Consider the following 21,626-nt stretch of genomic DNA (forward strand, 5'->3'; position numbering starts at 1 on the left):
GGCTGCCCGGCTGCCCCTGCCCGGCGGCTCCCGGCGGCTGCCCGGCGGGTTCGTCCGCGTGGCGGTGGACGTCACCCGACCGTGTTGTCGCCGCCGGGCAGGAAGTCGGTGCGGTGCGGGGTGCCGTCGAGCGCCGCGTCGACCCTGCCCCGGATGTAGTCCCCGGTCATCGGACAGTCGAGGGCCGCGTCGGTATGGCACCCCAGCATGTGGGTGAGGACCGCCGCGGCCCGCTCCATCCGCTCGATCCGCCGGCGCATCGCATCGCGCTGGACGGTGATCAGTTCGCGCCGGTCCGCCGCCTTCTCGCTGTCGACGATGGCGCTCGTCTCGGCCAGTGTGAGCAGCCCGTCGTCGTGCCAGAGCTGTGCGTAGGCGAGCTGGGCGAGATCGTCCCGGCTGTAGTAGCGGACGCGTCCGCGCCGCTCGCTGTGGTGCAGCAGCCCGCGCTCCTCGTAGAACCGCAGGGCAGGGACGGTGAGGCCGAACGCGTCGGCCACCTCGCTGATCGAGTACAGATCCGTGCGGCCGGGGTGCGGCATGGACGGCGTGGGGGCCATGGGAACCTCCTGGTTGCGCTCAAGCGTACTTGAGCGTGAAAGCTGGCGGGGTCGCCAAGGACTGGAGGGTCCCCGTGTCCGTATCTGCCCCGCCCCCGACGCCTTCGTCGTCCCAGCCCCTGAAGCCGTCGTCCCCGGTGCCTTCGTCGTCCCCGTCCCCGGCGCGGGCCGACTCCCGCGATGCCGTCCGGCCGGCCCCCGTCGGCGCTGCGCCGCCGCCTGCGAGAGCCGCGACCGTGGTCCTGGTGGCGGGCTTCGTGCTGCTCAGCCTCAACACCCGGGTCGCGTTCGGCCAGCTCGGTCCGCTCGCCCCGGTGGCGGGGTTCAGCACCGGGGCGGTGACCGCCCTCGGCCTGCTGCCACCGCTCTGCATGGGCGTATTCGCCCCGCTCGGCTCCCTGGTGCGGCGCAGGTTCGGTGAGGAGCGCGGGCTGTTCTGGGCCAGTGCCCTGCTGCTCGCCGGGGCGCTCGTCCGGATGCTGGGCCTGCCCGGTCTCTTCGTCGGCACGGTGCTCGTCAGCGTGGCCACAGCCGTGGTGAACGTCCTGGTCCCGGTCTTCGTACGGAGCCGGTTCACCCACCGCAGGGTCGGCGTGATGATGGGCGTCTACGCCCTCTCCATGGGGGCGGGATCGGCGCTGATCGCGGTGCTGATGGTCCCGGTGTGGCAGGCGAGCGGCCACTCCTGGCAGACCGCGATCGGCCTGGCCGTGATCCCGGCGGCGCTGGCGGCGGCAGGCATCGCACCGCAGACACGCCACCGCGCCGGGCGTACGGGGCGGGCACCTGCGGCGCGGGTCCTGCCGGCCGGGGAAGGCACGGGCACCACCGCCACCGCGGGCACCGCCACCGTGCTGCGGACCGGGCTGGTGTGGAGCCTGGCCGCCTTCTTCGGCCTGCAGACGCTGCTCTTCTACACCACCCTCGCCTGGCTGCCCGCGATCCTCGTGGACGCCGGGGTGGCCGAGGCGACGGCCGGCTCCATGCAGTCGCTCTTCATCCTTGGCATCGCCATCGGCGGGTTCACCGTGCCGGTGCTGGCCGCGGCCCGCTCCGACCAGCGGCCGCACCTCGTCGCGATCATCCTGGTCTGCGCGGCCGGATACACCGGCCTGCTCATCGCGCCCGCCGCCGCCCCCGCACTCTGGGCGATCGTGCTCGGCGCCGGGCTGGGCGGCGGCCAGGCGGTGGCCGGGGTGCTGTACGTGAAGCGGGGCAGGGACCACGAACACGTGGCCGCCCTGTCCACGGTGGCGCAGACGGCCGGATACCTGCTGGCCGCCACCGGGCCGGTGACCGCTTCCGTACTGCACGCGACGACCGGGTCGTGGAGCGTCCCGCTGCTCATGTTCCTGGGTCTGCTCGCGCTGAGCGTGCTGGTGAGCCTGCGGGCGGGACACGACACCGGGAAGGGGAATGAGAAGGGCGAGAAGGAAACTCCACCTCTCGCCACTCCTAACGTATAGCGCACCGGGGGGCTTGCGGCAAGGCCCTGGTCATGGCGGAGAATCGCCGACCGAAGCCGTGACCGGGGATCCGGCTTCCGGGAAATCAGCGCAGGTGAACTGGGGGTTGTGATGATCGACGTGATCGTGGCCGGCGGCGGACCGACCGGCATGATGCTCGCCGCGGAGCTGCGGCTGCACGGCGTACGGGTGCTCGTCCTGGAGAAGGAACCGGAGCCGGTCACGTACGTCCGCGCGCTCGGTCTGCACGCGCGCAGCATCGAGGTGATGGACCAGCGCGGTCTGCTGGAGCGGTTCCTCGCGGAGGGCAGGAAGTATCCGCTCGGCGGCTTCTTCGCCGCCATCAGGAAGCCCGCCCCCGGCGGCCTCGACACCGCGCACGGGTACGTCCTCGGTATCCCGCAGCCCGTCACCGACCGTCTGCTGGCCGAACACGCCACCGAGCTGGGCGCCGAGATCCGGCGCGGCTGCGAGGTGGTCGGACTGAGCCAGTCCGGGGACGGTGACGGTGCCGGGTACGGCGCCAAGGACGAGGACGGTGACGGGAGCGGGGACGGTGACGGGGCCGGGGCCAGGGCCGGAGTGGCCGTAGAGCTGAGTGACGGCACGGTGCTGCGCGCCCGCTACGTAGTGGGCTGTGACGGCGGCCGCAGCACGGTGCGGAAACTGCTCGGCATCGGCTTCCCCGGTGAGCCCAGCCGGGTCGAGACGCTGCTGGGCGAGATGGAGGTGACCGCCCCGCAGGAGACGGTGGACGCCGTGATGGCCGAGGTCCGCAAGACCCAGTTCCGGTTCGGTCTGGGGCCTGTCGGGGACGGGGCGTACCGCGTCGTCGTGCCCGCCGACGGGCTGGCCTTGGACCGCACCCCGCCGACCCTCGACGAGTTCCGGCAGCGGCTGCGGGCTGTCGCGGGCACCGACTTCGGTGTGCACTCGCCGCGTTGGCTCTCCCGCTTCGGCGACGCCACCCGGCTGGCCGAGCGCTTCAGGGCCGGGCGCGTGCTGCTGGCCGGGGACGCGGCGCACATCCACCCGCCGACCGGCGGGCAGGGCCTCAACCTCGGTATCCAGGACGCGTTCAACCTGGGCTGGAAACTGGCCGCCACGGTCAACGGCTGGGCGCCGGACGGGCTGCTCGACAGCTACCAGGCCGAACGGCGCCCGGTCGCCGCCGACGTACTGGACAACACCCGCGCCCAGATGGAGCTGATGTCCACCGAGCCGGGCGCCCGAGCGGTGCGCCGACTGGTGTCGGAACTGATGGATTTCGACGACGTCAACCGGCTCCTGACCGAGAAGCTCATCGCGACAGCGATCCGCTACGACTTCAGTGAGGGCGGGGCCGAGGGCAAGGGCGAGTGCGAGGGCGAAGTCCACGGACTGCTCGGCCGCCGCCTGCGCGACGTACAGCTGAAACGCGGCCATCTGTACGGACTGATGCACGCGGGCCGCGGCCTGCTGCTCGACCAGACCGGCGGCCTCTCCGCGGCGGGCTGGGCGGACCGGGTCGACCACGTGACGGACGTCAGTGAGGAACTGGACGCGCCCGCGGTACTGCTGCGGCCGGACGGCCATGTGGCATGGGCAGGCGACGACCAGCAGCAGCTGCTGGCCGCCCTGCCGAAGTGGTTCGGCGCCGCGTCCGACTGACCGGGGGCCGGACCCCGCGCAGGGGGGCCGGCGGGGGCGGAAGGGGAGGGAGGGTCAGGACGCCGGAGCGAGCAGCCCCTGAGCCACAGCCGCGTCCCTGACCTCCTGGTACAGGGCGGTGAGGGCCTCGCTCACCTGGACGCGCGGCAGTTGGAGCCGGTCCAGTGCCTCCGCGTCGGCGCCGACGTCCTGCCACCCCTGACCGGTCAGGAACCGCATCAGCGCGGGGTTGAGCCGGTCCACTCCACGGACGATCCGGGCCTCGGGCGTCTCCCCTTCCTCGTACTCGTGCCACAGACCGAGGAACTCATCGCCGAGCCCGCCCGGGAGGGGCGCGAACCGGCGCTGGGCGACCTCTTCCTCGATCCGGGCCTTGTCGTCGTCGGGCCGGGCCTTCCAGGCCGACGGGTCGCCCGCGTCGATCTCCACGAGGTCGTGCATCAGGCACAGCTTGAGCATCTTTTCCAGGTCGAGGGAGTGGCCGCATTCCCGCTCGAACTCGCGGTGCAGAATCCAGCTGACCAGCGCCAGATGCCATGAATGTTCGGCCACACTCTCTTTTCTGGCCGAGGTGGCATTGTTGTGCCGGTCAACTTCCCGGAGGCGGGCGGTGAAGGCGATGAAGTCGAATACTTCGCGAAGGTTGCCGTCCATGGCATCTGCCTTATTTTTTCGTCGCATTGATGTTCTGGGGTCCGCGTGCGGACTTTAGCACCGACGATGTGCGGGGGTGCATTTTTCGGCCAGTAAGAGCCCTCATCGTCCGACGCGGATGGGCAGTTGGGGCCCGTCGAAACTGTCCAAAAGTCATCGTTGACCGGGGTCTGGGCCAGTTCTAGTTTGCTACGTGCCATAACCGTAGATCAGCGAGGAGATTCTCGTGGCGAAATTTTATGCGGAGTCGGAACTCGACGGCGTACTGTCGGGGTTCCGCTCGCGCGGCTCCGCGACGCTCAAGGAATGCCTGGAACCGGGAACGCTGTGGCAGCCCGTATTCCAGGTCACGATCATGGCGAATGCGGAGAACGGCCCCAGTGTGCTGACCGGTACCCGCAGGGCCGAAAGCAACCCCACCCACCCCAATGTCATCAGTACACCGACCAGCATGCTCCCGTTAGAATTCGCCCGATGTTACGCCGAGAGCGTCACGGCTTCGGCGACGGAGCTGGTCCCGGTCCATCTCACCCAGCTGCGGGCCGACGACCTGAGGACCGTGGCCCGTTTCCCCGAGGGCGAGCGGGGGGCCGCGGTCCCCGACCCGTCATCGGCGTTGCCGTTCCTGGTGGGTGACCTGCTCGCCCGTAAACTCGGCTGTGAGAGCGCCATGGAGGCCGCGTCCCGCGAGAAGCCGCTCGGCGAGTGCCGCATCTCCATGATCGGGGCCGGCTTCAGCTATGTCGCGGACCGCCCCACGGAGGACCCAGAGACGTTCGAGCCGCTCTACGAACCGCTGTTGATGTTCGGTGCGGTCCTGGAGCTCAAGGACCCGGCCGTCATACCCGAGCACACCTCCTCGTACAAGGATCTGTGCTGGACGGCGCCCGAGGACTTCGCCGAGGGCGTCCGTACCAAGCGCATCGAGAGCTTCAACCCGAAGTTCCTCGACGGGGCCGACGCAGCGGACAGCGACAGCGTCACCGTCTGCGCCCGCGGCCTGTGCCTCCAGACCACCAACAAGGTGCTGGCGGACCTCGGCAACGGTGCCTCCGCATGAATGTCGCAGACAGAGCCCAGGCGCTTGATCCGGCCCGGATCCGCTCCGACTTCCCGATCCTGCGCCGAACTGTCGAGGGCGAGCGGCTGGTCTACCTCGACTCCGCGGCGACCGCCCAGCGGCCCGTGCAGGTGCTCGACGCGGAGCGCACCTTCTCGGAGACATCGAACGCGGCCGCGCACCGGGGAGCACACCAACTCGCCGAGGAGGCGACCGCGGCCTACGAACAGGCCCGCACACAGGTCGCGGACTTCATCGGCGCGGACCCCGGCGAAGTGGTGTTCACCAAGAACGCCACCGAAGGCATCAACCTCGTCGCCTACGCGATGAGCAACGCCGCCACATCGGGTGACGCGTGCACACGGTTCCGGGTCGGGCCCGGCGACGAGATCGTGGTGACCGAGATGGAACACCACGCCAACCTGGTGCCCTGGCAGGAACTGTGCCGGCGCACAGGCGCGACGCTGCGCTGGCTCGGCGTCACCGACGACGGCCGGCTCGATCTCACCGACCTGGACACCGTGGTGACGGCGCGCACCCGGCTGGTCGCCTTCTCCCACCAGTCGAACGTGCTCGGCACGGTCAATCCGGTCCGCCGGATCGTCGCCAGGGCCGCCGATGTGGGTGCGCTCACCCTGCTGGACGCCTGCCAGTCCGTACCGCATCTCGGAGTCGACTTCCACGAGTCGGGGGTGGACTTCGCGGTCTTCAGCGGGCACAAGATGCTCGGCCCGTTCGGCATGGGCGTCCTGTACGGGCGGCGTGAACTGCTCGATTCCATGCCTCCGTTCCTCACCGGCGGTTCCATGATCGAGGTCGTCGAAATGACGGAGTCCACCTACGCTCCGCCGCCCCAGCGGTTCGAGCCCGGTGTCCCCATGGCCTCCCAGGCAGTCGGTCTTGCCGCAGCGGTGCGCTACCTGACAGCCGTGGGCATGGACCGCGTCGCCGCCCACGAACGGCTGCTCACCGAAGCCGCCCTCACCACCCTCGGCGCCATGGAAGGCGTACGCGTCCTCGGCCCCACCGCGCTGACCGACCGTGGCAGCGCGGTGTCCTTCACCGTCGACGGCGTACACCCGCACGATGTCGGCCAGGTCCTGGACGCACGGGGCGTCGCCGTACGGGTCGGGCACCACTGCGCCTCGCCGCTCCACCGCAGGCTGGGCGTTCCGGCCAGTGTGCGGGCCAGTTTCTACCTCTACAACGGGCTCGCGGACATCGAGGCGCTGGCCGCTGGGGTCGAGGAGGCACAGTCGCTCTTCGGGACCGGCGCGCCGGACGCGATGAGGATCGGGGGTCGGTGACATGCGCCTGACGACCGAACACCAGGCGATCATCCTGGCCCACTACCGGGCCCCGCACCACCGCGGCCTGCGGGAGCCGTACGACGTGGAGATCAAGCAGTTCAACCCGATGTGCGGGGACGAACTGACCCTGCGCGTCAGCCTGACAGGAGAGGGGGACCGCACCGCCATCGACGATGTCTCCTACGAGGTGCAGGGCTGCTCGATCAGCCAGGCTTCAGTCTCGGTGATGACGGATCTGGTCATCGGCCGTCGCACACGGGAAGCGGCCGAACTGCACACGGAGTTCGCGTCCCTGCTGCGCGAACGTGTGCCTGACGGAGAATCCTGGCCGCCTCACCTGGCCGAGACGGTCGCCTTCCGCGATGTGTCCCGGTACCCGGCGCGGGTCAAGTGCGCGCTGCTCTCCTGGACTGCACTACGGAGAGCGCTGCAGCGACCGGACGCGGCAGCCTGACCGGACCCTGCTGAAAGCGGCCCTCCGGAGCACGGGACCGTCATGGCGATCGCCTCCCGGCCCCGGGGAGCGAGACGGGCGGTGAGGCGTCCGAGCGTGGACTGGCCGGATCACTCCGTCACGGGCAGACACTCGGCGAGCAGGTCGACCACATCGCGCCAGGCTCGCTGTGCGTGCCGTGGGTGGTAGCCGACGCCGGGACGCACCGTGTGGTCGACCGACGGGTGGTGGAAGGCGTGAAGGGCGCCGCCGTAGACCGTGAGGCGCCAGTCGACGCCCGCGGCCTGCATCTCTGCGGTGAACGCCTCCCGCTGCGCGGGGGCCATGATCGGGTCTTCCGACCCGACCCCGGCCCATACCGGGCAGCGGATGCGTGCCGCCTCGCCCGGTCGGCCCGTGGTCAGGGCGTTGACTGTCGCGATCGCGCGCAGGCTGACGCCTTCGCGCCCGAGTTCCAGCCCGACGGCGCCCCCGGTGCCGTAGCCGACGGCGGCGATCCGGTCGGGGTCGGTCCGCGGTTCGGTGCGCAGCACGTCCAGCGCCGCGTGGCCGATGCCCCGCATCCGGTCGGGGTCGGCGAGCAGTGGCATGCACCGAGCCAGCATCTCCTCCGGGTCTTCCAGATAGCGTCCGCCGTGGAGGTCGAAGGCCAGCACCACGTATCCCAGCTCGGCGAGAGCATCGGCCCGTCGGCGCTCGACGTCGCTGAGCCCCGTGCCCTCTGGCCCGAGCAGCACTGCGGGCCGCCGGTCGACACCGGCCGGGAGCGCGAGGTACCCGATCATCGTCAGACCGTCGGCCTGGTACTGGACCGTGCGCGTGGTGATCGTCGTCATGAGCCTGGATCGTAGAGATCGTCGAGTCCGATCGGGCCGGGATTCGCCGCTGGCAGAACAGCGCGGGTGTCCCTCTGAAATGCGGCGGTGGCTCACGGGACTCGTCACACAAGCAACTCACGATGGAGATCTTTTACGGGACGGCCCTCAGGCGAAGTCGTCGTGGTCAATACCGATGATGACGGCCGCACAGACCGCCGGCACGTCACCGTTATTGGCCCACCGGTGCTTCGTCCCGTTCTGGATGATCGTGTCGCCTGCCTTCATGGTCTTGCTGACACCATCGTCGAGTTCGAGGGTGATTTCCCCGGACAGGACCACCATCAGGTCGATGCTGGCCGTCTTGTGCATCCCGCCGCCTTCGGGGAAATGACCGTCGAATCCGTGACGCATTTGCCGCCGCGGGGTAAACGTCCCTGGCGCCGGATCCGGCAACGGGTCTGCGCCCTTCGGCGCCAGTGTGACCATGACATAGCGAAACCCGCCGGTCCTCGGGAAGTACTCGTCTTCACAGGCAGGCTCCGCACCGGTGTCAGGGAAGTGCACGCCTCTGTAGTCACCGCCCCAGATCTGGTAAATAGGGCCACCACCTCCGTCGTGCTCAAGCTCCACGTCGCTGGCAAAAACAGCCTTTCCCTCCGCGCTATGGCCAGTGGTTACTCGTCTGATCGTCATGGTGAGCTCCCTGATGCGTCCGTTTCCCCGCCATGAAACCCGTATGCGTACGCGGGTGGGAGTTACTGCTCTTCCGGGTAACGGCAGTACCTCCCCGCACACGGCCGTACGACCTACGGTGGTGAGGTGACCGACAGCAAGAGGAATGAGCAGGCCGACGCGGTGCGGGAGTTCCTCGGTACCCGTCGCGCCCGCATGACGCCCCAGCGGGCAGGACTGCCCGTATTCGGCGCCAAACGACGGGTGACCGGATTGCGCCGGGAGGAGGTGGCACTGCTGGCCGGGATGAGCATTGACTACTACATCCGCCTTGAGCGCGGGAACTTGAGCGGCGCCTCGGACTCGGTGCTGGACTCCTTGTCCCACGCACTCCAGCTCGACGATGCCGAGCGGGCCTACCTCTACGACCTGGCCCGCGCGGCCACCGCGTCCGGGCGTCGGCCACCCGCTGCGACCGGGCGGATCCGGCCGGTGGTCCAGCGGATGCTCGACGCGATGACCGACCTGCCGGCCTACATCCGCAACGGGCGGTTCGACATCCTCGCCGCCAACTCTCTCGGCCGGGCTCTGTATGCCCCGGTCTACGATTCCCCGTTGTTCGCGCAGCGTGGTCCGGTCAACACCGCGCGGTTCCTGTTCCTCGATCCTGGTTCCGCCGATTTCTGGCCCGAGTGGGAGAAAGCCGCCAACGACTCAGTCGCCTTCCTGCGCACCGAGACCGGCCGCTCGCCGCACGACAAGGGCCTGACGGACCTGATCGGAGAGCTCTCCACGCGGAGCGACGAGTTCGCCCAGCGTTGGGCCAGGCACGACGTGAAGTTCCACCGCTCCGGCGTGAAGCAACTCCACCACCCGCTCGTCGGGAACCTGGCCCTGCCCTACGAAGCCCTCGATGTGACCGCTGACCCGGGACTCCGCATCACCATCTACGCGCCCGAGCCCGACTCGTCCGAACGCCAGACACTCGATCTTCTGGCCAGCTGGGCCGGCTCGACCGCACGCGAGCGCTGACAACCGTCACCCCGACCGGGCAAACCTTGCCTGGCACGGCACTGGTGAGCAGACCTGAACCTGCCTCGGGGTGACGGAACGCCGACGTGGCCGTGGAGGGGGCGAGTTCATCGCCCGGCGGTGAACTCCACGAAGGCGGCCCATGCCGAGTCGGGGAAGACGAGTGCGGGGCCGGTGGGGGCGGTTTTGCTGTCGCGTACGGGGGTGATGCCGGGGTAGTTGTCTGCGACCTCGACGCAGTTCGTCTGTCCGCCGTCGCTGTAGCTGGACTTGCGCCAAATCGCGGTGGAGAGGTCGGTCACGGCGTTTCCTTCCGTACGGCTTGGATGAAGCTGGTCCAGGCCGAGTCGGGGAAGATCAGGGCGGGCCCGGCGGGGGCCTTGCTGTCGCGTACGGGAACGAGGCCCGGGTAGCCGTGTGCGACCTCGACGCAGTTGTTTGCTCCCCCGTCGCTGTAGCTCGACTTGCACCAGTGCGCGGTGGAGAGGTCGGGTGTGCGGTTCATCCTCGGTACTCCTTCAGGACGCCCCTGATGAAGTCAATGGAGTCGGACGGGGGCAGCGCCAGATCTCGCAGCCGATCGTAGGACAGACGGGCGCGCGTGACATCGGCTGGATCTTCCATCAGCTCTGCGCATCGATTGCCTTCCGTATAAGCAACCGCGCTCCCGTCCTCCTGCCAGAGCAACGTCAGCGAGCCGTCCATCAGATGGTGCGCTCCTGCTGAGAAAGGGAGGATCTGAAGAGTGACCAGAGGGAGTTGTGCGACCTGAACGAGGTGCTCCAGCTGCGCCATCCATGCTTCGGGGTCTGTCACCGGTCGGCGGAGCGCGTACTCGTCCATGATGATCCGGACCGAGGGAGCTGGATTGCGGTGGAGCAGCTGCTGCCGCCCGAGACGGGCTATTACCTGCTCCTCCACCTGCTCTGCTTCGCTCTCTGTTTCCTGGCCACCGGACAACAGCGCGCGGGCCACTTCCTCGGTTTGCAGGAGGCCCGGGATTCCCAGGGTGAACAGGTGCATGATCCGGGCCGCCTGCTCCAACCGCATGAACTCCTTGTACCTGTCCTTGAACACCTCCCTCCGCGCCACCTTCCAGAGCTGCACCAGCAGCCCCCCGGTCCCGTAATACCGGTCCAGGTCCTTCATCACCGCGAGCTTCGAGAGCCGCTGGCCCACCTCCAGCCGGTACAGATAGCTCTTGTCGTACCGGGTCTCGGCCGCCAGCTCGCTCAGTGACTTGCCGGCCTTCTCGCGTAGGTACCGCAGCGCGCGCCCCAGTGCCGCGCGCCCCGACTCCTCTTCCACTTCGGCGAGTTCGGTCATCGGCCCCTCCTGTTGCCGTGCGCGAGGGCAATCGCGCGTCCCTTCCCGAGCGTAGGGCCAGGACGTAATCATCGGGACACGAACGGTAATCACCGACCGTCAGCCAAGACCCGAACCCCCGAACCCCCCTGTGAGGCGCTGACCATGTCCGATTCCCTGCTCCGGCTGCTGCCCTGGACGTCCCCCGAGGGCAAGCCGTGTTACCTCAGCACGGACGACCCACGCAGCCTGCTCTCCCGGCTGGCCGACGATCTGGAGGACCAGCAGATGGACTCGGCCGAAGCGGTGCTGGCCGGTTCGCGTGCGGTGCTGGCCGATCGGGTGGCGGGGGAGCGGGCCGTACGGTTCGCGCTCACCCGGGCCACTGAGTCGCTCGGGGACGTGCTCCGTATCGCGTACAGCAGGGGAGGGCGGATCGAGGGCGCGGGCTGCGGGGGCGACGAGTAGCGCGTCCGCCGGGAGGGGGTATGGCGTGTTCCCGTACGGCGTGGAAGCGGCCTTGTCCAAACCGGGCGGACGATCCCGAAGAGCACTGAGGTGAGTCAGCGCACCAGGCAAGGGGGGCTCTCGCAGTACCTGTATCACCAGGGTCTCCCGGGCGTCTCAAATGCCTGTCAACGTGGCCGAGTCGAAAGCGCCGACAACACTCCATGGAAAGGCGCTTCAGCTTTACCCCCATCAGTTCCACGGCATAAGGGACAGAGATCAATGGCGGAAAACCAATTCACCACTCACACAGAACTCTTCGATCTGAGTGGGAAGCGCGCCCTTGTCACTGGCGGTACCAAGGGAATCGGGCTGATGATCGCGCGCGGCCTTCTCCAGGCGGGCGCCCGCGTCGTCATCAGCTCACGCCATGCGGACACGTGCGCGGAGGCGCAGCGTCTGCTGTCCGCATTCGGCGATGTCCAAGCAATCCCCGCCGACCTGTCCAGGCACGACGAGTGCCGGCGCCTCGCTGACCTTGTCACGGCCGACTCGGAACGCCTGGACATCCTTGTCAACAACGCGGGAGCGATGTGGCGCGAGCCGCTGGAGACGTTCCCGGACGAGGCATGGGACACGGTCATCGACCTCAACCTCAAGTCGCCGTTCTGGCTGGTGCAGGCGCTGCTCCCCGCACTACGCAAGGCGGGCACCGCCGATGATCCCGCGCGGATCATCAACATCGGCAGTATCGCGGCCATCCACGTCGCCCAGTCGCCCAACTACTCGTACGCCAGCAGCAAAGCGGCACTTCATCAGCTCACCCGCGTACTTGCCAGAGAGCTGGGCCCGCAGCACGTCACGGTGAACGCGGTGGCGCCGGGAGTGTTCCCGTCACACATGATGGCGGCCACGCTCGATGCCATCGGCGACACGATCGCGGCGGCGACCCCGCTGCGCAGGGTCGGCCGGGATGACGACATGGCGGGTACCGCCGTGTTTCTCGCCGGCCGGGCCGGGTCCTACCTCACGGGCACAGTGATCCCGGTGGACGGCGGCATCGCGACGACCGCATCGGGCACCCCTTAGACGCCGTGCCATTTGGCGTGCTGAGTGGTGTTCTGGCGGGACGATCGTGGAGCGTCCGGTCCCGGACGGGTTGTGGGAGTTGTTCCACCGAGTGGTGCCAGTGGCGCCTGTGCGAACGCAAGGTGGTGGGCGGCGGCGCTACGGCGACCGGGAGGTACTGGCCGCCGTGCTGGGCCGCTCGTGCGCGGGATACCGCCGATCCGTCCCGCCGTGGCCCGCGTCGACGCCGACTGGTCGAACTCCATGCGGACAAGGCCTACGAAAACCGCCACTTGCGGCAATGGATCCGTTCCCGGCCCCCTTCGACACTCCAGTTCAGCGCCACTCAGGCGGAATGTTGGCGAGCTGCGCCAGCAGGTCCCAGTCGGCTGAAAGGAACTTGGGGTCGTGCCACTGGGAGCCGCCGGCGACCCAGTACCCACGCAGCTCGCGGACCTGCGACACGTTGTCATCGCCGATGCCGGATTCGTTGTAGCAGCAGGGGCAGATGACGTACTGCGGTACGCCGTACTCGTCGAACACCGCTTCGCCATCGTCGTACCCGCAGATCCGGCATGCGGTCTCGGTCTTGTCGTCCATGCTCATCTCGGCCAGAGCCTACCGATCGACGCCACATGACACGACGTCTTGGTCTGCGGGACGGACGGGAGCCTGCGGGGCCGGAGGCTGCGGGACGGGCTTACGGTGAAGGGATGGCCACGATGGATCCACGCACCGAGATCCGGGAGTTCCTCAGCTCGCGTCGCGCCCGCATCGCACCCGGGCAGGCGGGCCTGCCCGCTTACGGCGGCAACCGCCGGGTCACAGGTCTGCGCCGTGAGGAGGTGGCGCTACTGGCGGGGGTATCGGTCGACTACTACGTGCGCCTGGAGCGCGGCAGCCTCGCCGGTGCATCCGATGGCGTGCTCGACGCGTTGGCCTCTGCCTTGCAGCTCGACGAGGCCGAGCGCGACCACCTGTTCCACCTCGCGCGCCAGTCCAGGGCGCCCGGCGGCCCACGTCGGCGCAAGCGTGCCGTGACGGTGCGCTCGACGCTTCAGCAGGTGCTCGACGCGATCTCCGGTGCGCCTGCCTGGATCTGTAATGGCCGTTATGACGTGCTCGCCATGAACCAACTCGCCCGCGCGCTGTATTCACCGGTGCTGGCCGACCCGCGACGGCCCGCGAACACAGCGCGGTTCGTCTATCTGGATTCCGAGGCGGCCAGAGATTTCTTTGTCGACTACGACCGGATTGCCGGTGACGTGGCCGCGAAGCTCCGCATGGAAGCCGGCCGCAATCCGCACGACGAGGAGCTGACCGCCCTGGTCGGTGAACTGTCGACGTGCAGTGAGCTGTTCCGGCAGCGGTGGGCATCTCAGGACGTACGGCTGCACCGGTCCGGCCGCAAGCGTGTGCGCCATCCGGTCGTGGGCCGGCTCGACTTGGACGTCGAGTCCCTGGAACTGCCCGCCGAACCCGGCCTGCGCCTCAACGTCTACACCGCACCCGCGGGCACACCGACCGCTGACAAGTCGGCGCTCCTGGCGTCGTGGGCGGCCACCCAGCAGACGCCGGGGGCCGAGCTCGAAGCACACAACGGATTCTCTCGGTGATCACCTCCGTCCGTGTCGTCGGCGGGGCAGAGCGAACAGTCGCGCTGTGACCGTGCCATGGCCTCGCCTTCTCAGCGGGATCGGCTCCGTGGGGACTGACCAGTGGCAACGGCTCCGTGGGAACGGCTCAGTAGGATCGGCGCCATGCAGAAGGCACGGGTGGTGTTGATCGGCGGCACCTCGAACGTCGGGAAGTCGACCATCGCCCAAGTCGTCGCGGAGAGCCTCGGGTTCGCCTGTCTGTCGACGGACGGACTGGCACGGCATCCCGGGCGGCCCTGGCGGACGCCGGAGCGGGAGGTGCCGGAGTATGTTGCCGAGCATTACCGCTCGCTCACCGTCGACCAGTTGGTCTCGTCCGTCACCGAGCACTACGAACGGCTCTGGCCCCGCATCGAGGAGCTGATCACGGAGTACGCGGACGGGCGCGGGGCCGGAGCGGGCCTGGTGCTTGAGGGGTCGGCGTTGTTGCCCGCGCGGGTCGCGGGCCTGACGGTTCCCCGTACGGCTGCCATGTGGCTGACCGCGAGTGAGGCGGTCATCCGTGACCGGGTGCGGGAGGCGGGGCGCTACGGGGAAGCGGCGGACGCGGAACGGCTCCTCATGGACAAGTTCCTGGCCCGCGCCCTCCGCTACCAGGAGCTCATGCTGGAGGACGTCGACCGATTGGTACTGGACCGTGTCGACCTGCGCGGCAGCTCGTGCCCCGAAAGGGCGGCCAAGATCGTGCTCATGCTGGTCGACCAGTCCGCGGTCGGTCCGTGCGACGTGTCCGGCTCCTGAGCGACCACCGTGGCTGGCCGCGGCGGGGGCCGGCGGGACGGGCGGTGTGGGTACGTACACGTGTGACGACTGTCACTCCCCGTAACCCTGACCGCAGACCCACCCCTACGGGTCTCTACTATGACGTTCCGTGTTCCCGGCGGACGCTGAACGCCCGCTCGGTCATGCCAGCCGCTCAAACGCCCGACACGACACGACACGACGGCGTCCACCGCATGGCGATGGAATCGAGCATCGAGCATCGAGGAGAGGAACGTTCATGCGCGCCCGGAGCATCGCCGCCGCCACCGCAACAGCACTGGCGGCAGTGGCCGCCCGCGACCTCGTCCAGAAGAAGCACGCGCTGCTCCGGAACTTCCCGGTGATCGGGCACGCCCGGTACCTGCTGGAGACGATCGGACCGGAGCTGCGGCAGTACATCGTGACCTCCAACGACGAAGAGCGCCCCTTCAGCCGTGACCAGCGCACCTGGATCTACGCGTCGGCGAAGGAGGAGAACAACTACTTCGGCTTCGGCACCGACAACGACGTCGAGCACACCCAGGGGCACGCCTACCTGAAGCAGCGCACGTTCGCCGGCCCGCTGCCCGACGCGCACGACCCGCAGTCCCCGCTGCCCTCGGCCAAGGTGCTGGGCGGCCCGCGCGGGCGCGCCAAGGCGTTCCGGCCCGCCAGTGTGGTGAACATCTCGGCGATGAGCTTCGGCTCGCTCTCCGGCGCCGCGGTCACGGCGCTCAACAAGGGGGCGGCCCTGGCGGGCACCCTCCAGAACACCGGGGAGGGCGGCCTCTCCCCGTACCACCGCAACGGCGGCGACCTCATCCTTCAGCTCGGTACGGCGTACTTCGGCTGCCGCAACGAGGACGGCAGCTTCAACCTCGACAAGCTCAAGGCGGTCGTCGCGGGCGCCCCCGTCAAGGCGATAGAGATCAAGCTCTCGCAGGGCGCCAAGCCGGGTCTCGGCGGGATGCTGCCGGGCGCGAAGGTGACACCGGAGATCGCCGAGATCCGTGGCATCCCGGTCGGCAAGGACTGCGCATCGCCCTCGCGGCACACCGCGTTCAGCGATGTCGACTCGCTGCTCGACTTCGTCGAACTGCTCGCCACCGAGACCGGTCTGCCGGTCGGGATCAAGAGCGCGGTGGGCGAGATGGAGTTCTGGCAGGAGCTGGCCACGCTGATGGCGCGGGGCGACCGCGGTGTCGACTTCGTGACCATCGACGGCGGCGAGGGCGGCACCGGGGCGGCGCCGCTGACCTTCGCCGACTCGGTGTCGCTGCCGTTCCGTATGGGGTTCTCCCGGGTCTACGGCACCTTCGCCGAGCTGGGCCTCACCGACGACCTGACCTTCATCGCCTCCGGCAAGCTCGGGCTGCCCGAGAACGCCGCGGTCGCCTTCGCGCTGGGCGCCGACATGATCAACGTGGCGCGTGAGGCGATGCTGTCGATCGGCTGCATCCAGTCGCAGAAGTGCCACACCGACAAGTGCCCCACCGGCATCGCGACCCAGAACCCGCGGCTGGCCCGCGGTATCGACCCGGCATCGAAGTCCAACCGGGCCGCCGTCTACCTGCGCGCTCTGCGCAAGGAGCTGACGAAGGTCTCGGCGGCCGTCGGCGTCGCCCACCCGTCGCTCATCACGGCCGACGACATCGAGATCATGAACGGCGACTACGAGGCCCGCACCCTGCGCGGTGTCTACGGCTACAAGGACGGCTGGGGCGAGCTGGGACCGCAGCTCGCCGATGAGATCACCGCCCTGCTCACGGCCGGGCAGTCGGGCTCCGGGCGGCCGGGCTCCGCACAGCCGGGCCCCGGGCAGAGCCCCGCCGTCTGACGCGACCCGCACCCCCTGCGCCTCGTCCCCGCCCGCCTTGTCCCCGTCCCAAGTACAGCCCCTGCCTAGGTGATCACCACATGTCCGAAAAAGTGAGATTCCCCAGCGTCGTCGGCCCCGAACTGGCCGGATCGATCGAACTGCCCGAGGGCGAGGTCCGGGGCTGGGGGCTCTTCGTGCACGGATTCACCCTTGGCAAGGACTCACCGGCCGCCTCGCGCGTCAGCAAGCAGCTGGCCCGCGAGGGGATCGGAATGCTGCGCTACGACAACCTCGGGATCGGCGAATCGGACGGGGACTGGGGGGACGGTTCCTTCACCGTCAAGGTTCAGGACACGGTCCGCGCGGCGGCTCTGATGGCGGAGCGGGGCACCCCCGTGGACCTGCTGGTGGGGCACTCCTGGGGAGGCGCGGCCGCCCTGGCCGCCTCGGCCGATGTGCCCGGCGTCCGCGCGCTCGCCACCGTCGGGGCGCCCGTCGACCCCAGCCATGTCGAGCGGCAGTACGACGCGGTCATGGACCGCGTGCTCAGCGACGGGGCGCACGAGTGGTTCGTCGGCGGACGGACCCTGGTCCTCAAGCGCGCCTTCGTCGAAGACGTCCGCCACGCCCATCTGCGCGACCGGATAGGCGAGTTGAACCTGCCGCTGCTCGTCCTGCACTCGCCCACCGACGACACCGTCCACATCGACAACGCCGGAGAGATCTTCCGCGAGGCACGGCACCCGCGAAGCTTCGTCGCGCTCGAAGGGGCGGACCACCTCCTGACCGCACGGGGGCAGGCGCGGCGGGCCGCCCACATCATCAGCGCCTGGGCCGACCAGTACATCGACGGCTGAGGGCCCGGCCGACAGGGCCACTCCCCATCCGGTTCAATTAGAGTGCTTCGCCATGAGCGCATCAACCACCCCGCTCTGGGGCCGCACCGAGCAGCAGGACTTCCGCAGCCGGGTGCGCGGTTGCCTGCTGGGCGGTGCGCTCGGCGATGCGCTCGGGGCGGGTGTCGCGGGGCACGGGCTCGACGCGATACGGGAGGCGCACGGCGCCGGCGGGCTCACCGACTTCGTCGCCGTGTACGGCAGACGCGGGGCGGTCACGGCCGCGACCCAGCTCTCCCTGTTCACCGTCGACGGCCTGATACGCGCGCAGGTCCGCCGGGACACGGGCGCCTGGCATCCGCCGACCGATGTGTACCGGGCCCATCTGCGGTGGGCGGCGACCCAGCGCGAGTGGGGCCCCGACGAGCGCCGCAAGGACAACGGCTGGCTCGCCTGCGAGGAGTGGCTGTACGCCCGCCGCGACCCGGCACGGAGCTGTCTGGCCGGGTTCGGCGACGAGGTGATGGGCACCCTGGACGAACCCAGGAACCCGGAGGCGCGCGACGCGTCCGCCGTCAGCAGGTCCGCTCCCTTCGGGCTGCTGGTCGGCTGGGAGCCGGGCCTCGTCTTCCAACTGGCCGTCGAGTGCGCCGCACAGACCCACGGCCACCCCACCGGCTATCTGAGCGCCGGAGCGCACGCCGTCATCGTGCACGGGCTCGCGCGCGGCGAGAGCCTGGATGCGGCGGTGCAGCGCGCGCTGGGCCAGCTGACCCCGCGCCCCGGCCACCAGCCGGTCACCGACGCCCTCCAGCACGCGCTCGGCGCCGTACGCCAGGGGATGCCGAACCCAGCCCGGGTCGAATCGCTGGGCGGCGGCGAACTGGCCGAGGACGCGCTCGCGATCGGGGTGTACTGCGCGCTGGTCGGCGAGGACGTACGCCATGGGCTGCGCCTCGCCGTCAACCACAGCGGACCGTCCCAGGCCACCGGCGCCATCTGCGGAAGCCTGCTGGGCGCCCTGCACGGCGAGACCGCCCTGCCGCCGGGGTGGCTCGCGGAGCTGGAGGGGCGCGCCACGCTGCTCCAGCTCGCCGACGACTTCTCGATGGAGATGACCCAGGGCCCGGCCCTGCACAGCCCGGCGCTGACCACCCCGGCCTGGCTGGAGCGCTACCCGAGGGGCTGACGGAGCCGGCCGGTCAGACCGTCCGACGGAGCCGGCCGGGCAACCGCCCCCTCAGCCGTCCAGCCGGCCGCCCGCGTGGCCGTCCGCCCCTTCCCATCCCAGCGACTCCGCATGCGCCCCGCTGCCCTGCGCCGGAACCGTCGCCGCCGCAGCCGCCCCGTCCGGGCCGTCGCCGTCCAGGTTGACCCGGGCGATGATCGCGTCCCGTTCCGGGGTGTCCTCCGGCTTGACGAAGCCGATGAGGACGTACAGCACCAGGGAGACCGCGAGCGGCAGCGAGACCTGCCATTCCAGGGCGACATCCGTGTTGGCCGAGCCGTCCAGGTGGTAGTTGGTGAAGTAGAAGGCGAGCAGCCCGGCCGCCCAGCTGACCAGGGCTGCCGTAGGCCCGGACTTACGGAACGGGCGCAGCAGGCCGAGCATGAACGGGATCGCGATCGGCCCCATCAGACCGGCCACCCACTTGATGACGACCGAGATGATGTCCTTGAAGGTCGGCGAGTTGATCTGGGTGGCCAGCGCCATCGACAGTGCGAGGAAGCCGAGCGTCGAGACCCGGGCGGCCAACAGGCCTGCACGGCTGCTCCACTGACGGGCCGTCGCCGAGATCGCCGGGGCGATGTCCCGGGTGAAGACGGCCGAGATGGCGTTGGCGTCCGATGAGCACATGGCCATGGTGTGCGAGAAGAAGCCGACGACGATCAGACCGAGCAGCCCGTGCGGCAGCAGCGACTCGGTCATCAGCGCGTACGCGTCGGACGCGTCCGGCTTCTGCGCGTGCACGAGCAGCGGCGCACACCACATGGGGAAGAAGAGAACGGCGGGCCAGACCAGCCAGAGGAGCGAGGAGAGCGTGGCCGAACGGGTCGCGGAGCGTGCGGAGTCGGTGGCCATGTAGCGCTGGGCCTGGTTCCACATGCCGCCGTTGTACTCGAAGGTCTTGATGAAGAGATACGCCAGCAGGAAGGTCATCGTGTACGGGCCGGCCGTCGGGTCGGAGTGGCCGCTCGGGAGTTTGTCCCAGACCGTCCACAGCGCGCTGAAGCCGCCGAGCTTGCCCATGGCGGCGACCAGCATCGCGACTCCGGCGATCAGCTGGATGATGAACTGCCCCAGTTCGGTGAGCGCGTCGGCCCACAGACCGCCGACCGTGCAGTAGACCGCCGTGATCACACCGGTGATGAGGATGCCCTGGGTGAGGGTGATGCCGGTGAAGACGGAGAGCAGCGTGGAGATGGCCGCCCACTTGGCCCCGACGTCCACGATCTTCAGCAGCAGCCCGGACCAGGCCAGCGCCTGCTGGGTGGGGAGGTTGTAGCGCTCCTTGAGGTATTCGAGCGGCGATGCCACATGCAGCCGGGAGCGCAGCCGGTTCAGCCGGGGCGCGAAGAGCTTCGCGCCGATCCCGATGCCGATGGCGATCGGGAGCGACCAGGTGACCATCGACGTGAGTCCGTACTGGTACGAGATCCCCGCGTACCCGGTGAACATCACCGCGCTGTAGCCCGACATGTGGTGGGAGATGCCGGACAGCCACCACGGCATCCTGCCGCCGGCGGTGAAGAAGTCGCTCACGTCGTCGACCCGCTTGTGGGACCAGAAGCCGATCGCGATCATCACGCCGAAGTAACCGATGAGCACGGTCCAGTCGAGACTGTTCATGTGCCCCCTCCAGGGGTCCGCCTGTACTGAGTTCATCTCGTTGAACCGCGAGGGAACCTCGATGAACGGGGAAACGCTTCGCCAGTACGTCGATCGGGAGTACGCCGATCGGGCGGTGCCCCGTGCGGGAGTGGGGACTTCACGGATTGAACCCTCTGCGCCAAGGGCCGGTCAAGGGTTGGGCGATCACAAATATGAACACAGATCAGCAAGCAGAACGATTTTACGCCCTCTTGACCTCCGGACCGGTTGCTCTCGGAGTGACGGGGGCCACACCATGAGCGGGCACTTCGCCAGCGGCAGCCATCCGGGAGCAGTACGGCACAACGGCGGTACGGCAGAACGGCATTCAGTACGGCAGAACGGCAGGACCGCACGGGATGCGGGTCCCGTGCGGTCGAGAAGAGGAGGCCCGACTGGGCGGTTCAGCGCATCAGTTCACCGGCGTTGACCAGCAGGGACTGACCGGTGATGGCCCGTGCGCGGTCGGAGGCCAGGAAGAGCGCGGTGTCCGCCACATCGCCGTCCGTCGCCAGCTCGGGCAGCGCCATCCGGCCGGTCAGCCGGCTGAGCACCTCCGCCTCGGGGACGCCCTCGCTCTCCGAGGTGAACCGGACGAACGCCTGCACCGGCGGCCCCCACATCCAGCCGGGCAGCACGGTGTTCACCCGGATCCGGTGCGGTCCCAGCTCGCGGGCGAGTGAGTACATGGCCGAGGTGAGTGCGCCCTTGGACGCCGCGTAGGCGGCCTGGTGCACCTCCGATGGCGCGGCGACCGATGACTGCGTCCCGACGAAGACGACCGACCCGCCCCGCTGCTTGAGGCCGGGCAGACAGGCCCGCGTCATCCGCAGCGTACCGAGCAGATTGACGTCGATGACCCCCTGCCAGGTGGTGAAGTCGGCGTCCTGGAGCCCGCCCAAGTAGCTGTCCCAGGCGGCGACATGGACCACCGCGTCGATTCCGCCGAACCGCTCGGCCGCCAGCGCGGCGAGCGCGTCGCACTGCGACTCGTCGCCGATGTCCGTGGAGAGGTACGCGGTCCGGGTACCCCCGGGGTCGATCTCGGCCGCGCACTTCACGAGGTTGGCCTCGGTCCGTGCGCCGAGTACGGCGTTGCCCCCGTCCTGTATGACGGCCGCGGCCATCCGGTGGCCGAGCCCGGCACCGACCCCCGACACGACGACGGTCTTCCCGGCGAGCATCCCGTCCTGCGCCCCGGCGG

General features: G+C 69.4%; 23 protein-coding genes and 1 pseudogene. 14 read left to right on the forward strand and 10 right to left on the reverse strand.

What is annotated here, in order from left to right; genetic code table 11:
* Window positions 1–71: 71 nt before the first annotated feature.
* Window positions 72–560 carry a MerR family transcriptional regulator gene (locus ACFXBC_RS03200; protein ID WP_385018067.1) on the reverse strand — a complete coding sequence of 163 codons (489 nt, stop codon included), beginning with the start codon at window positions 558–560 and terminating at the stop codon, window positions 72–74.
* A 245-nt stretch (window positions 561–805) separates the two neighbouring features.
* Here ACFXBC_RS03200 and ACFXBC_RS03205 point away from each other — a divergent pair, with 245 nt between their 5' ends.
* Window positions 806–2,026 (forward strand): MFS transporter, encoded by a 1,221-nt coding sequence (locus ACFXBC_RS03205; RefSeq protein WP_385018069.1) that lies wholly within the window; start codon window positions 806–808, stop codon window positions 2,024–2,026.
* A 111-nt stretch (window positions 2,027–2,137) separates the two neighbouring features.
* The gene (locus ACFXBC_RS03210; protein WP_385018071.1) at window positions 2,138–3,676 is read left to right on the forward strand and encodes an FAD-dependent monooxygenase; all 1,539 of its coding nucleotides are present in this window, start codon (window positions 2,138–2,140) and stop codon (window positions 3,674–3,676) included.
* 54 nt (window positions 3,677–3,730) lie between these two features.
* On the opposite strand, the gene ACFXBC_RS03215 is transcribed toward ACFXBC_RS03210, so the two are convergent.
* A complete protein-coding gene (locus ACFXBC_RS03215) occupies window positions 3,731–4,330 on the reverse strand; it encodes an HD family hydrolase (RefSeq protein WP_385018073.1) in 600 nt (199 codons plus the stop codon).
* A gap of 226 nt (window positions 4,331–4,556) precedes the next feature.
* Here ACFXBC_RS03215 and ACFXBC_RS03220 point away from each other — a divergent pair, with 226 nt between their 5' ends.
* From ACFXBC_RS03220 to sufU, 3 genes are read left to right on the forward strand one after another with little or no spacing between them, the layout of a single operon-like run.
* Window positions 4,557–5,390 carry a hypothetical protein gene (locus ACFXBC_RS03220; RefSeq protein ID WP_385018075.1) on the forward strand — a complete coding sequence of 278 codons (834 nt, stop codon included), beginning with the start codon at window positions 4,557–4,559 and terminating at the stop codon, window positions 5,388–5,390.
* Window positions 5,387–6,697, forward strand: coding sequence for a cysteine desulfurase (locus ACFXBC_RS03225; RefSeq protein ID WP_385018077.1), 1,311 nt, complete (start codon window positions 5,387–5,389; stop codon window positions 6,695–6,697). Before ACFXBC_RS03220 ends, ACFXBC_RS03225 begins: the two co-directional genes overlap by 4 nt.
* A 1-nt stretch (window position 6,698) precedes the next feature.
* Entirely contained in the window at window positions 6,699–7,154 is a 456-nt protein-coding gene (gene sufU, locus ACFXBC_RS03230; protein ID WP_385018079.1) for a Fe-S cluster assembly sulfur transfer protein SufU, read from the forward strand.
* A 110-nt stretch (window positions 7,155–7,264) separates the two neighbouring features.
* On the opposite strand, the gene ACFXBC_RS03235 is transcribed toward sufU, so the two are convergent.
* Together ACFXBC_RS03235 and ACFXBC_RS03240 are read right to left on the reverse strand one after the other, a co-directional pair.
* Entirely contained in the window at window positions 7,265–7,990 is a 726-nt protein-coding gene (locus ACFXBC_RS03235) for a dienelactone hydrolase family protein (protein ID WP_385018081.1), read from the reverse strand.
* Between the two features lie 147 nt (window positions 7,991–8,137).
* Window positions 8,138–8,665 (reverse strand): cupin domain-containing protein, encoded by a 528-nt coding sequence (locus ACFXBC_RS03240; RefSeq protein WP_385018083.1) that lies wholly within the window; start codon window positions 8,663–8,665, stop codon window positions 8,138–8,140.
* Between the two features lie 126 nt (window positions 8,666–8,791).
* Between ACFXBC_RS03240 and ACFXBC_RS03245 the strand changes: the two genes are divergently transcribed.
* On the forward strand, window positions 8,792–9,676 hold the full coding sequence (locus ACFXBC_RS03245) for a helix-turn-helix transcriptional regulator (RefSeq protein WP_385018085.1): 885 nt from the start codon (window positions 8,792–8,794) through the stop codon (window positions 9,674–9,676).
* Between the two features lie 107 nt (window positions 9,677–9,783).
* Here the strand turns inward: ACFXBC_RS03245 and ACFXBC_RS03250 are convergent, their stop codons facing one another.
* The 3 genes from ACFXBC_RS03250 to ACFXBC_RS03260 are packed head-to-tail and all read right to left on the reverse strand — an operon-like array spanning window position 9,784 to window position 11,002.
* Window positions 9,784–9,978, reverse strand: coding sequence for a DUF397 domain-containing protein (locus ACFXBC_RS03250; RefSeq protein WP_385018087.1), 195 nt, complete (start codon window positions 9,976–9,978; stop codon window positions 9,784–9,786).
* Window positions 9,975–10,181 (reverse strand): DUF397 domain-containing protein, encoded by a 207-nt coding sequence (locus ACFXBC_RS03255; RefSeq protein WP_385018089.1) that lies wholly within the window; start codon window positions 10,179–10,181, stop codon window positions 9,975–9,977. Before ACFXBC_RS03255 ends, ACFXBC_RS03250 begins: the two co-directional genes overlap by 4 nt.
* A complete protein-coding gene (locus ACFXBC_RS03260) occupies window positions 10,178–11,002 on the reverse strand; it encodes a helix-turn-helix domain-containing protein (protein ID WP_385018091.1) in 825 nt (274 codons plus the stop codon). The genes ACFXBC_RS03255 and ACFXBC_RS03260 overlap by 4 nt, the downstream gene beginning before the upstream one ends.
* Before the next feature lie 144 nt (window positions 11,003–11,146).
* Between ACFXBC_RS03260 and ACFXBC_RS03265 the strand changes: the two genes are divergently transcribed.
* The 3 genes and pseudogenes from ACFXBC_RS03265 to ACFXBC_RS03275 form a co-directional block, all read left to right on the forward strand.
* Window positions 11,147–11,449: a hypothetical protein gene (locus tag ACFXBC_RS03265; RefSeq protein ID WP_385018093.1), complete on the forward strand. Its 303-nt coding sequence runs from the start codon at window positions 11,147–11,149 to the stop codon at window positions 11,447–11,449.
* A gap of 261 nt (window positions 11,450–11,710) precedes the next feature.
* Window positions 11,711–12,517, forward strand: coding sequence for an SDR family oxidoreductase (locus ACFXBC_RS03270; protein ID WP_385018095.1), 807 nt, complete (start codon window positions 11,711–11,713; stop codon window positions 12,515–12,517).
* Window positions 12,518–12,560: 43 nt separating this feature from the next.
* Window positions 12,561–12,707: pseudogene (locus ACFXBC_RS03275) on the forward strand (IS5/IS1182 family transposase); the annotation flags it as partial.
* A 125-nt stretch (window positions 12,708–12,832) separates the two neighbouring features.
* On the opposite strand, the gene ACFXBC_RS03280 reads toward ACFXBC_RS03275, so the two are convergent.
* Window positions 12,833–13,102: a hypothetical protein gene (locus tag ACFXBC_RS03280; RefSeq protein WP_385018097.1), complete on the reverse strand. Its 270-nt coding sequence runs from the start codon at window positions 13,100–13,102 to the stop codon at window positions 12,833–12,835.
* A 116-nt stretch (window positions 13,103–13,218) separates the two neighbouring features.
* On the opposite strand from ACFXBC_RS03280, the gene ACFXBC_RS03285 reads away from it, so the two are divergent.
* From ACFXBC_RS03285 to ACFXBC_RS03305, 5 genes are all read left to right on the forward strand, one after another.
* A complete protein-coding gene (locus ACFXBC_RS03285) occupies window positions 13,219–14,112 on the forward strand; it encodes a helix-turn-helix transcriptional regulator (RefSeq protein ID WP_385018133.1) in 894 nt (297 codons plus the stop codon).
* 144 nt (window positions 14,113–14,256) lie between these two features.
* On the forward strand, window positions 14,257–14,895 hold the full coding sequence (locus ACFXBC_RS03290; RefSeq protein WP_385018099.1) for a hypothetical protein: 639 nt from the start codon (window positions 14,257–14,259) through the stop codon (window positions 14,893–14,895).
* 259 nt (window positions 14,896–15,154) lie between these two features.
* Complete coding sequence (locus ACFXBC_RS03295) at window positions 15,155–16,732, forward strand: FMN-binding glutamate synthase family protein (RefSeq protein ID WP_385018101.1); 1,578 nt, start codon at window positions 15,155–15,157, stop codon at window positions 16,730–16,732.
* Window positions 16,733–16,812: 80 nt separating this feature from the next.
* Window positions 16,813–17,571: an alpha/beta hydrolase family protein gene (locus ACFXBC_RS03300; RefSeq protein WP_385018103.1), complete on the forward strand. Its 759-nt coding sequence runs from the start codon at window positions 16,813–16,815 to the stop codon at window positions 17,569–17,571.
* 52 nt (window positions 17,572–17,623) lie between these two features.
* Complete coding sequence (locus tag ACFXBC_RS03305) at window positions 17,624–18,739, forward strand: ADP-ribosylglycohydrolase family protein (protein ID WP_385018105.1); 1,116 nt, start codon at window positions 17,624–17,626, stop codon at window positions 18,737–18,739.
* Between the two features lie 51 nt (window positions 18,740–18,790).
* On the opposite strand, the gene ACFXBC_RS03310 is transcribed toward ACFXBC_RS03305, so the two are convergent.
* Window positions 18,791–20,401 carry a sodium:solute symporter family protein gene (locus ACFXBC_RS03310; protein WP_385018107.1) on the reverse strand — a complete coding sequence of 537 codons (1,611 nt, stop codon included), beginning with the start codon at window positions 20,399–20,401 and terminating at the stop codon, window positions 18,791–18,793.
* A gap of 425 nt (window positions 20,402–20,826) precedes the next feature.
* Complete coding sequence (locus ACFXBC_RS03315) at window positions 20,827–21,606, reverse strand: SDR family oxidoreductase (RefSeq protein ID WP_385018134.1); 780 nt, start codon at window positions 21,604–21,606, stop codon at window positions 20,827–20,829.
* Window positions 21,607–21,626: the final 20 nt, after the last annotated feature.

Source organism: Streptomyces sp. NPDC059398 (assembly GCF_042751845.1).
Taxonomy (GTDB): domain Bacteria; phylum Actinomycetota; class Actinomycetes; order Streptomycetales; family Streptomycetaceae; genus Streptomyces.